The organism is Streptomyces sp. UW30 (assembly GCF_008042075.1).
GTDB lineage: Bacteria > Actinomycetota > Actinomycetes > Streptomycetales > Streptomycetaceae > Streptomyces.
The window spans coordinates 1-3,625 of the sequence record NZ_RDBN01000152.1 but is presented as its reverse complement, the minus strand read 5'-3'; the positions used below and the strand labels follow the sequence as shown (position 1 = coordinate 3,625).

The 3,625-nt window shown below is 70.9% G+C and carries 2 protein-coding genes and 1 pseudogene; 2 read left to right on the top strand and 1 reads right to left on the bottom strand.

The features are described 5' to 3' along the window. On the top strand, nt 1-727 hold a 727-nt coding region (locus tag EAO75_RS45085; RefSeq protein ID WP_148000914.1), incomplete at its 5' end, for a calcium-binding protein. Between the two features lie 185 nt (nt 728-912). Continuing rightward, nucleotides 913-3,318 (top strand): NACHT domain-containing protein, encoded by a 2,406-nt coding sequence (locus EAO75_RS45080; RefSeq protein ID WP_148000913.1) that lies wholly within the window; start codon nt 913-915, stop codon nt 3,316-3,318. Between the two features lie 9 nt (nt 3,319-3,327). On the opposite strand, the pseudogene EAO75_RS48125 reads toward EAO75_RS45080, so the two are convergent. Beyond that, nucleotides 3,328-3,625 (bottom strand): annotated as a pseudogene (locus EAO75_RS48125) (hypothetical protein); the annotation flags it as partial.

Below are 3,625 nucleotides of genomic sequence, written 5' to 3'. Positions count from 1 at the left end.
GCCCCCGCCCCCGCCGCCCGCCGGCGTCGACATGTCGGTCACCAAGACCGGCACCGGCACGGTCAGCATCGGCGACCGGGCCACGTACACCGTGACCGTCACCAACAACAGCACCACGACCTCGGCCACCGGTGTCGGCCTCACCGACACGGTCACCGGCCCCGCCGCCACCGTCATCTCGGCCACCCCCGGCCAGGGCACCTGCACGACCTCCGCCACCGGTGCGACCTGCGCCCTCGGCACCCTCGCCGCCGGCGCCGGCACCATCGTGACGGTCGTCGTCGAACCCAGGGCCACCGGAACCCTCACCGACCGGGCCACCGTGAGCGCGGCGCAGTCCGACCCGGACACCGCCAACAACATGACGACGGCCCCCACCACGGTCAACAACGCCCGCGGCTGCACCCGCATCGGCACCAGCGGCAACGACACCATGACCGGCACCGCCTTCACCGACGTCATCTGCGGCCTGGGCGGCGACGACACGATCAACGCCGGCTCCGGCAACGACACGGCGTACGGCAACTTCGGCAACGACCGCGTCGACGGCGGCCTCAACAACGACGTCCTGAGCGGCGGCCCCGGCAACGACACCCTGCTCGGCAACTCCGGCAACGACCGCCTCGACACCATCGACAACGTCACCGCCAACGACACCGCCAACGGCGGCCTGGGCACGGACATCTGCACGACGGACCCAGGGGACGCGCGCATCAGCTGCCCGTAGCCCCGACGGATCCACCGGCTCCACCGGTCACCCGTGCCCCACCTGGCCTAGCGCGCTGGGTGGCGCGCGGGTGGCGTGCGCTTCAGTGCTTCCGCGGGGCGGAACACCCTGCTGCTGAGGGAGCCTTCCTCCGCGTTCCTCGAAGTGAGAGTGCGGTGCGCTCACTTGGGACGCGGAGGGGGAACATGGCGCGAGGCTCGCGGCACCTGAGGATCAAGGTGCTGCTGTTCATGGGGTTCTTGGCGATCGCATTGGTCATCGGGGTCGCGATGTACGTGCTCGTCACCAACCCGCAGACAGGGCAGACGCAGAGCAGTGAGACGAAGGCCGACGGCGAGAGCGCACAGCCCGTGCTCGCTGTCCTCACGCTCTTCGCGGCCGTGCTCGGTTCGATCATCACCCCCCTGCTCAACAGGCTCCTCGGTACCCCGTCGGAAAACCCGGTCGACCGGGTCCCGCACGCCGCGGAGGCGCTCGCCCGGAAGGTGCGGGGCGAACGCAAGGCGCAGGCTCGGCTGCGCCGGCTACAGGATCCCACTCCGATGGACATCCGCTGGACCCGTGGCGACGCCTGCCTCTCGGATCACCGGCACAATGTGCCCGACGACGAGTCGCTGGCCGGAGCGCCGGAGGGGCACGGCGGCGTCGCCGAGCTGGCGGCCGCCTTCGCCGCCCATCCACACCGACGCATCGTGGTCCTCGGACCGGCCGGCTCCGGCAAGAGCGTCCTCGCCGACCGCGTCACGCTCGCCTACCTTCAACGGCGGGAGAGAGGACGGGCGGTACCGGTGGTCCTCCCGATCTCGTCGTGGGACGTGCGGCGTGACGGGCTGGACGACTGGATCGTGCAATGCCTGGTCTCCCAGTACGAGGTGCTGGGCCTGAACGCCCCCGCCGAGGATGTGGCGCGCGAGCTGCTGGACCGGGAGCTGATTCTCCCGGTCCTGGACGGATTCGATCAGCTCCCGGAATCAGTACGGCCGTTGGCGATGCGGCGACTCAACGCCGAGCTGGACGAGAGCGTGCCGGTGCTGCTGACCAGCAGACCCGAGGCCTACGCTGCCACGGTCGCGTCGACGGACGTGCTCACCGCGGCCACCGTGCTCGAACTGCTCCCCGTCCCGCTGGAGACGGCCTGCGCGTATCTGGCTTCCGGAGCGCCTCCACTGCGCAACGCCGACGGGGAACTGGAGACCGTCTGGGCACCGGTCGTCCACCGGCTACGGAACGATCCGGAGCGGACGCCCGCCGCCGCGCTGCGGAGCGTCATCAGCTCTCCGCTCATGATCGCCATGGCTCGACAGGTCTGCGACGGCTCGCGAGAGGACCCCGAGCGGGTTCCGGCGCGGCTGCTGGAGGAGCGCTTCAGCACCCCGGAGCTCATCGAGCGGCATCTTCTCGACGCCTATGTACCCGCCGTCTACGGCCCCTCCTCCGGCGCTCGCTGGACCGCCCGGCAGGCGGAGCGCCGCCTTTCGTTCCTCGCCCGGCACGCCCAGGGCGACGGCGGCGGGACCATCGCATGGTGGCGGTTGGAGGCAGAACTCCCGCGGCCTGTCCGCTGGTTCGCGCCACCGCTGCTCGCCGCGCTGTGCTCGGGGGCGTTGCTGGCAGTGCTGAGGGTGACCCTTCCCGACGTCGTCTTCGAGTCGTTCTTCGCCCAGGACGCCGGACATCTGCCCTTCCCCCTGGCCGTGATCCCCTGGATCGTCGGGTTCGGCCTGACCCTCGCGATTCTCTCCTACGACCGCCCCGGCTGGACGGACGGCGAGCGGCGACGCCGGGTGTTGAGCCGCCGGGCGCTGCTGGTGACGGCCCTCGTCGCGCTCGAGGTGTTCCGCACCTGGCAGTCCATCGAAAACGCGGCGCAGCACGTGCAGCAGGAGACCCGTCAACTGGGTCTGGGCGTCACCGCCGCCCTCCTCGTCGCCTTCTTCGACGCACGCCCCACGACGTCCCCCGTCACCTTGCCCGGACGCGACAGCGTCCTGGCGATCGTGCAACGGCTCAGTCGGGGGCTGCTGTTGGGCGCCGTGCTGGGGGCGCCGACCGGAGCGCTGACCTGCTACCTCAACGGCTGCGTGACACAAGGGCAGGGGTCGCCCACCGGGCTGCCGCCCGGACTGGGGGCGCTCATCGGCGGTTTCATCGGCTGCGTCGCGGTACTGGCGATGTCCGTCTTCCACGCGAGCGGACGCTCGGTCGACGTCCAGGCGGTGCCGTCTCCGGAACGCAGCCTGGCCCAGGACCGAAGAACCGCACTCGTACGGGCCCTGGTCGTCGGCCTGTTCTCCTCACTGATCCTGCTCGCCGCAGATCTGTCGATGTCGCAGGACACCCGCGACATCGAGCAGACCTGCGGCTACCTGTGGCTGTATCTGACGCCGGCCACCCTCGCCCTGAGCGCCTGGGGCCGGTTGCTCACCGTACGGGTGTGGTTCGGGATCACCGGACGCCTGCCCTGGCGATTGCTGACCTTCCTCAAGGACGCCCACGCACGGGGCGTCCTGCGGCAGACGGGTGCCCTGTACCAGTTCCGCCATCTCCGGCTTCAGGAACGCCTGTCCGGACAGCCCCCGGGACAGGGGTGAGACTCGATGTCATCCGTTCACCCCTGCATAGTGCCCCAACGCCCACCGCCACAGCCCCCGTGCCCCCAGATACGCCACCAGCCCCAGCAGCGGCGACGCCGCCGCCAGCCAGTACGGCACCGCCTGGACGTCGACCGAGCGTCCGCTCGCGTGGAAGACGGACATCGCCAGTACCGCGACGCAGCCGATGAAACCGCCGATGAGCGCCCCCAGTCCGGGCGGCAGCCCGGTGGGCGACCCCTGCCCTTGTGTCACGCAGCCGTTGAGGTAGCAGGTCAGCGCTCCGGTCGGCGCCCCCAGCACGGCG

Excerpts from the sequence above, each read along its gene's own strand:
- EAO75_RS45080 (WP_148000913.1), top strand. The coding sequence starts at position 913 with ATGGCGCGAGGCTCGCGGCACCTGAGGATCAAGGTGCTGCTGTTCATG.